This is a genomic window from Deltaproteobacteria bacterium (assembly GCA_016234845.1).
Classification (GTDB): Bacteria; Desulfobacterota; Deferrimicrobia; order Deferrimicrobiales; family Deferrimicrobiaceae; genus JACRNP01.
Genome location: JACRNP010000031.1, coordinates 26,758 through 33,532 on the forward strand (window position 1 = coordinate 26,758; position 6,775 = coordinate 33,532).

5 protein-coding genes, 2 tRNA genes and 2 pseudogenes are annotated in these 6,775 nt (G+C 68.4%); 5 read left to right on the forward strand and 4 right to left on the reverse strand.

Annotated features, from left to right (window positions below):
• Positions 1–2: 2 nt before the first annotated feature.
• Together HZB86_03120 and HZB86_03125 are read right to left on the reverse strand one after the other, a co-directional pair.
• Positions 3–77 (reverse strand) — tRNA-Val (locus HZB86_03120).
• Between the two features lie 52 nt (positions 78–129).
• Complete coding sequence (locus HZB86_03125; protein MBI5904534.1) at positions 130–897, reverse strand: hypothetical protein; 768 nt, start codon at positions 895–897, stop codon at positions 130–132.
• Positions 898–988: 91 nt separating this feature from the next.
• Here HZB86_03125 and HZB86_03130 point away from each other — a divergent pair.
• Positions 989–1,084, forward strand: a tRNA-Sec gene (locus HZB86_03130).
• A gap of 14 nt (positions 1,085–1,098) precedes the next feature.
• Here the strand turns inward: HZB86_03130 and HZB86_03135 are convergent.
• A pseudogene (locus HZB86_03135) lies at positions 1,099–1,650 on the reverse strand (epoxyqueuosine reductase QueH).
• A gap of 85 nt (positions 1,651–1,735) precedes the next feature.
• Here HZB86_03135 and HZB86_03140 point away from each other — a divergent pair.
• The 4 genes and pseudogenes from HZB86_03140 (at position 1,736) to HZB86_03155 (ending at position 6,173) form a co-directional block, all read left to right on the forward strand.
• Entirely contained in the window at positions 1,736–2,545 is an 810-nt protein-coding gene (locus HZB86_03140) for a site-2 protease family protein (protein ID MBI5904535.1), read from the forward strand.
• A gap of 123 nt (positions 2,546–2,668) precedes the next feature.
• A pseudogene (locus HZB86_03145) lies at positions 2,669–3,433 on the forward strand (hypothetical protein).
• A 310-nt stretch (positions 3,434–3,743) separates the two neighbouring features.
• Positions 3,744–4,337, forward strand: a complete 594-nt coding sequence (locus HZB86_03150) for an ATP-binding cassette domain-containing protein (GenBank protein MBI5904536.1) — start codon at positions 3,744–3,746, stop codon at positions 4,335–4,337.
• Positions 4,338–4,616: 279 nt separating this feature from the next.
• The gene (locus tag HZB86_03155; protein ID MBI5904537.1) at positions 4,617–6,173 is read left to right on the forward strand and encodes an ABC transporter ATP-binding protein; all 1,557 of its coding nucleotides are present in this window, start codon (positions 4,617–4,619) and stop codon (positions 6,171–6,173) included.
• On the opposite strand, the gene HZB86_03160 is transcribed toward HZB86_03155, so the two are convergent.
• Positions 6,170–6,541, reverse strand: coding sequence for a response regulator (locus HZB86_03160; protein ID MBI5904538.1), 372 nt, complete (start codon positions 6,539–6,541; stop codon positions 6,170–6,172). The genes HZB86_03155 and HZB86_03160 overlap by 4 nt on opposite strands.
• Between the last annotated feature and the right edge of the window lie 234 nt (positions 6,542–6,775).

The following is a 6,775-nucleotide window of genomic DNA, read 5'->3' on the forward strand; positions in this document are numbered from 1 at the left end:
GATGGTGGGCGCTACAGGATTTGAACCTGTGACTTCCACCGTGTGAAGGTGGCACTCTACCGCTGAGTTAAGCGCCCCAGGGAACCCCTATTGTAGCGCCACCCGCCCGGCGTTCAACCGGTTTTTTCCTCAGAACGACAGCTGCGCGCCGACGTACGGCCCCTGGAGCTTGAAGGACGCCAGCGTGTCGTCCTTGTCGATCTTCAGGTCGAGGTAACGGTACCCCCCCTGCACCCGGACGAACGGGAACGGGGCGAACGAGGCGAAGGCGTCCGCGTCGTACAGGTGGTTGCCGGAATAAGCGATGCCGGTCACGCGCGCGTCGACGCGGATCAGATCCGAAAGGAATCCGGCTCCCGCCGCCACGCCGACCATCGGGACCGGCGCCTGGAAGTCCTTAAGGGTCGTTCCCTGGGCGGCGCTTCGAAGCTCCACCTCCCCGTCCACGTACCGGACCCTGAGGATCAGCCCGAGGTTCACGCTGGCCGCTCCGACGTCGGGACGAAGGATGTCGAACTGCACGTCCCCGTCGAGCATCTTCATGTCGAGCCGCGAGACCACGTTGTCGGACACGGAGTACGTCGTCCCGCTGAAGGTGACGTTGTCGGTCAGCGTCTTCGCTCCGTCGAATTTCAGCGCCGCGTAGCCGACCCGCAGCGTCACGTTGCCGATCCGCAGGAACGCCTCACCGACGGGGAAGTTCTCGTTTTCCATGCCCAGGGTGTCCTTGACGTCGAACCGGGTATCGGCCGCCCCGTTCGTCTTCGCGTCCCCGCTCAAGGAAGGGAACCAGTAGCTGCCGCGCACGCCGACGTCGAAACCGGGTCCGGCGAACGCGGCCGCCGGGGCCAGCGCCGCCACTGCGATGAACACCGCCACCGGGAGAATTCGTCGCATCTCGCCCTCCTTTTCCCGTCTGTTATAATGCCACTCGGTTTCCTATCGGCCGGGAGGGCCGGAAAGCTTAAAGGTTTGAAGGTTCGAAAACGGAAGCGGATGGGGCGCTGGTGGCCCCCCCGGACTTCAAATCCGGTCGGGAGGCGGAAACGTCTCCGGTGGGTTCGATTCCCTCACGCTTCCGCCATGCTTCATCCCCATCATCGAGTGCCGGCACCCGCAGTAGTTCTGGCGATAGAGGCCGAACTCGCGGGAGATGTGGACGCTTTGCAGGTACCCGTTCCCTTTCTTCAGGTTCGCCGGGACGAACGGAACCCCGGCCCGCTCCCCCTCTTCCCGGCCGAGGCGGTTGACCATCGCGGCGTCCTTCTTCGGGCTGACGGTCAAAACGGTGCCGAACGCCGGCATTCCCAGATCGACCGCCTTCCGGGCGGTCTCCCGCAAGCGGAACCGGATGCACTCCACGCAACGGCGCCCCCGCTCCGGTTCCCCTTCGAGCCCGGCCGTCGCCTCCTCCCATTCCCTTTCTCCGCCGCTTCCCACCACGAGCGGGAACGGATCCTTCTCCTGCAGGTCGAGGGCGGCCAGGGTCCGTTTCCGGAATTCTTCCGCGGGGTGGATATTCGGGTTATAAAAGAAGCCGGTGACGGCGAACTTCTCCCGCATGGCGCGGACGCCGTAGGCCGCGTCCGGCGCGCAGCAGATGTGGAGGAGCAGTTCGGTACCCCGGGGGATGTCGTCAAGGAGTTTCATGGCTGGAACCAGACCTCCTCGCGGCGAGTCTTATCCGGTAAACAGGTAGCAGGAATTCCCCGGAAAGGAAAGAGGGCATTTCGCGGTGGCGCCGGCGCTCATGCTTCTGGCAACATTCGGCTCGACCCTGGTCGCGGGGGCGCTCCTCGCGGGCGGGAATCCCCTCGCGCGCCCGGCGGACCTCGTGATGGGACTCATGTTCAACGTCCCTCTCCTGTCGATCCTGGGGGTCCACGAACTCGGGCATTACGCGGCCGCGCGGCACCACCGGGTCGACGTGACGCTCCCGTTCTTCCTTCCCGCCCCGTCGTTCATCGGGACCTTCGGGGCGTTCATACGGATCCGCTCGCCGATCCCCGACCGGAACGCCCTGTTCGACGTCGGGGTGGCCGGGCCGCTGGCGGGAGTGCTGGTCGCGCTTCCGGTCCTCGTGATCGGCCTCTCCCTGTCGGACGTCCGCGCCGCCGCGGGAATCGGCGGAATACCCCTCGGTGAGTCGCTGATCTTCAAGGCGGCCGCCCGGATGGTCCTGGGGGCGGTCCCGAACGGGTACGACGTCGTGCTCCACCCGGTGGCGTTCGCCGGCTGGATCGGCCTCTTCGTCACGATGCTGAACCTCATCCCCTCGGGCCAGCTCGACGGAGGGCACATCGCCTACGCGATCTTCGGCGAACGGTACGCGGAGGCGGCGCGACTCGTCCCGTACGCCCTCCTGTTGATGGGCATCCTCTGGGTCGGGTGGTTCGTCTGGGCGGTCCTCCTCTTCGCGCTCGGGACGCGGCACCAGAGGACCGTCTACGACGAGGTTCCCCTGACGCGGAGGCGGAAGTACCTGGGCGCGGCCGCGGCGCTCCTGTTCCTCCTGAGCTTCTCCCCCAGCCCGTTCCCGGTGTAGGAGGGGGCGGCCATCCGCGACCTCCTCGCCCTCCGTCCGTACCTTGCCCGGCGAAAGCGGGCCTACGCCCTCTGCGCCGCGGGCCTCGTCGTATCGAGCGTCTTCGGTCTCCTGGTCCCGTGGATGACCCGGGAGGCGATCGACGCGGTCTCCGCCCCTGCCGGGGGGGCGATCCCGCCCACGGCCCGGTTGATCCGGGCCGTCGAGGCGATCGTCCTCTTCTCGCTGCTGCACGCCTCCTTCCGGTACCTGGCCCGGCGCCTGCTCCTCGTCTCCGCGCGCGCGGTCGAGCAGGAGGTCCGACGGAGCCTCTTCTCCCACGTCATGCGCCTTCCGTATTCCTTCTTCCAGGCCACGCCGACCGGCGACGTGATGTCGCGCCTCACGAACGACCTCTCCGCCGTCTGGCTGTTCCTCGGCCCCGGCCTCCTGACCCTCATCGGCACCTCCGTCTCGTGGGTGATGGCGGTCGCCTTCATGGCGAGGATCAGCCCGCAGCTCACGGTGGTGTCGCTCCTGGTCGCCCCCCTGGTCGTTCTCCTTTCCCGGGAGTACGGCAGGGCGTTCCACCGGCAGCACCGCCTCGTCCAGGAGTCGCTCGCCTCGATGAACGGCACGTTGCAGGAGAACATCTCCGGGATCCGGCTGGTCAAGGCGTTCACCCTGGAGCCGAGGGAGGAGGCCCGGTTCGCGGAGGAGTGCGAGTCGTACTACCGGAACAACATCGCCGTCGCGCGCACCTCGGCCGCCTTCCACGGCGCGATCGGGTTCCTCGCGGGGGTCGGCGTCGCCGTCGTCCTCTACCTCGGGGGGAGGGCGGTCGCCTCCGGAGAACTGACGCTCGGCGGATTCGTCGCCTTCAACGCCTACCTCGCGATGCTCGCGTTCCCCACGATGGCGATGGGTTGGGTGATCAACCTCTTCCAGCGCGGGAACGCCGCGATGGGGCGGATCAACGAATTCTTCCGGAGGGACGTGGAGACGTCGGGAGATGTTCGGGGTGCCGCCGCGGTAGGCGCCCGCGCGCCGGCCGACGCGCCGCTGCTCGAGGTCCGCGGGCTGTCGTTTACGTACGAGGGGGGCGGGCGCGGGGAAGCGTTGCGCGACGTGTCCTTCGCGCTTCGCGCGGGGGAGGTCGTCGGGCTCGTGGGTCCCACGGGGGGGGGGGAAGAGCACGCTGTTCCACCTCCTCCTCGGGATGTACCCGATCCCGGCCGGGACGATTTTCCGCGAAGGGAGGGACGCGTCGGGAATCCCGCTTCCGGAGCTGCGCCGGGGGTTGGCCGTGGTGCCCCAGGACCCGTTCCTGTTCTCCGACTCGGTCCTCGAAAACGTCTGCTTCGGGCGGGAAGCCGCGGATCCGGCGGCGGCGCGGGAAGCGGCATCGCTGGCCCGGTTCCTGGACGAGGTCGAGGAACTCCCGGCGGGGATCGAAACGGTGGTCGGCGAACGGGGGGTTTCCCTGTCGGGAGGCCAGCGGCAGCGGGCCACCATCGCGAGAGCGCTGTGCGCCGGGGCGCCGGTCCTCCTGCTCGACGACGCCCTCTCCTCCGTGGACGCGGAAACGGAGCGGGAGATCTTCGAGGGGATTCTCGCCGTCCGCGGGGAGCGGACGATCCTGTTCAGCACCCACCGGATGGCGTCGCTCTCCCGGTGCGACCGGATCCTCGTCATGGCGGGCGGGCGGATCGTGGAGGAGGGGACGCACGACGCCCTCCTCTCCCGGCGGGGAGTCTACTTCGACCTGTACTCCCGCCAGATGCTCGCCCGGGAGCTGGAGGAGTCGCCGTGAACCACGGGTCGGAGGCGTTCTTCCTCGAGGACCGGGCGGAGACGGCAGGCGTCGACTGGCGGCTCCTGCGGCGCCTCCTCCGGTACGTGGCTCCCCACGGGAGGATCCTCGCCGGCGCGATCGCTTCGCTCGCGTGCGGGACCGCGTGCCAGCTCGCGGGGCCGTACATCGTGAAGATCGTGATCGACCGGCATGTGACGACCGGACATCTCGATGGGATGGGGGCGTGGGTCCTGCTGTACCTCGGAGCCCTCGCGGGCGCCATGGGATTCCTGTTCGATGTACGCGGTGTCGATCCTCGGGCAGCGGGTGATCCTCGCCCTGCGCCGGGAGATGTTCTCCCGGATGGAGCGGCTGCCGGTGGCGTTCTTCGACCGCACGCCGACGGGGCGGCTCATGACACGGCTTACGTCCGACGTCGAGGCCCTCCAGGAGCTCATCTCCTCGGGGCTCGTCTCGACGGTGGGCGACGCGGCGGTGCTCGCGGGCACGGCGGCCGTCATGCTGTGGATGGATCCCCGCCTGGCGCTCGTCGTCTTCTGCGTTCTCCCGGCGCTCGTCCTGTTCGTCGAGCTGCTGAAGAAGCACATCCGGGAGGCGAACCGGGAAATGCGCCGGAAGCTGGCGCGGCTGTCCGCCTTCCTGCAGGAGCACGTCACCGGGGTGGCCGTGGTAAAGGCGTACGCCCGCGAGGAGAAGTCGCTGCGGCGGTTCGACGCGTTGAACGGCGAATACGCCGATGAAAGCGTCCGGCTGACGAACCTCTATTCGCTCTACTTCCCCGGGGTGGAGATGTTCGCCTCCATCGCCGTGGCCCTGCTCCTCTGGCGGGGAGGGTCGCAGCTCCTCTCCGGCGCGGTCACCTTCGGGACGCTCGTGGCGTTCCTCGAGTACGCCCAGAAATTCTACAATCCCATCCGGGACATGAGCGACAAGTACAACATCCTGCAGTCCGCCCTGGCCTCGTCCGAACGGATCTTCCGGCTGATGGACGCCGAGCCGTCCCCGGAGTACGCCGGGGGCGACGAGGCGGTTTTCGCCCCCGGGACGCCGGACCGGGGCGCTCCCGGGGATCCGGTCCCGGCGATCGAGTTCCGCGACGTCTGGTTCTCGTATCCCGTGCCGGCGCCCGACGGGGCCGCGGGCGGGGCGGAGGGGCCGCCGGTCCTTCGGGGGGTCTCCTTCCGCCTCGAGGCGGGGCAGGCGGGCGCGATCGTGGGGGCCACGGGTGCGGGGAAGACGACGGTGCTGTCGCTGCTCTTCCGCTTCTACGAGATCCGCCGGGGGAAGATCCTCCTGTTCGGGCGCGATATCCGGGATATCCCCCGCGAGGAGCTCCGGGGGATGCTCTCGCTGGTCCCGCAGGAGCCGTTCCTCTTCTCCGGCACGGTGCTCGGGAACGTGGCGGCGGGGGGTCCGTCCGTGGACGCGGCGCTGTCCGCCGTGGGCGTGGACCGGTTCTCGGCCGATTGGGAACGGGGGCTCTCCACCGAGGTCGGGGAGCGGGGGGGGAGGCTTTCGACCGGGCAGCGTCAGATGGTGTCCCTTGCCCGCGCGCTGGCGCGCGAGCCGAAGGTCCTCCTTCTGGACGAGGCCACTTCCAGCGTGGACCCCGTCACGGAACACCGGATCCAGGGGGCCCTGGCGGATATCCTCCCCGGGCGGACCGCCCTGGTGGTGGCCCACCGGCTGTCGACCGTCCTGTCCGCGGACCGGATCATCGTGATGCACAAGGGGAAGGTTCGGGAATCGGGCACCCACGAGGAGCTTCTGGCGCTGGGGGGGATCTACCGGCGGCTGCACGCGCTGCAGTTCGAGGGGGCCGGGGACGGCTAACGGTCCGGCGGCGCGTCGAGGACCTCCCGCAATTTGGCCGAAAGCGCGTGGGGCGTGAACGGTTTCTGCAGGATGGGCGCTCCGATCGAGGACATTTCCTCCTCGGCGTATCCCGACATGAAGAGGATCTTCGTTCCGGGCCTCATCGCGCGCACCCGTCCGGCGAGTTCCACCCCGCCCATGTTCGGCATGATCATGTCGGTCAGGACGACTCCGATCCGGCCGTCGAACTCCCGGCAGATCCGCACCGCCTCCTCCCCGCTTCCGGCGGAGAGGACGTCGTACCCCTCGTTTTGCAGGAAGGCGCGGACCAGGGCGAGGACCGTGGCCGAATCCTCCACCAGCAGGACGGTCTCTGCCTTTTTCACGGTTCCTTCCTCCGTCCGGAGCGCCCTTCGTGCCGCATTCCACCATCTTATCGCGTGCCGGGAGGCGGTTCTTCAGCCGCATCCGCCCCTTTTTCTTCTGATATAGTAGAAAACTTCAACCACCCCATCCGGAGGTCGGAATCGTGACGAACGCCACGGTGGTCGAGACGAAGCTCCCCGGGTTGACGCTTCTGGGACGCGGCAAGGTCCGGGACATCTACGAGGTGGACGGCA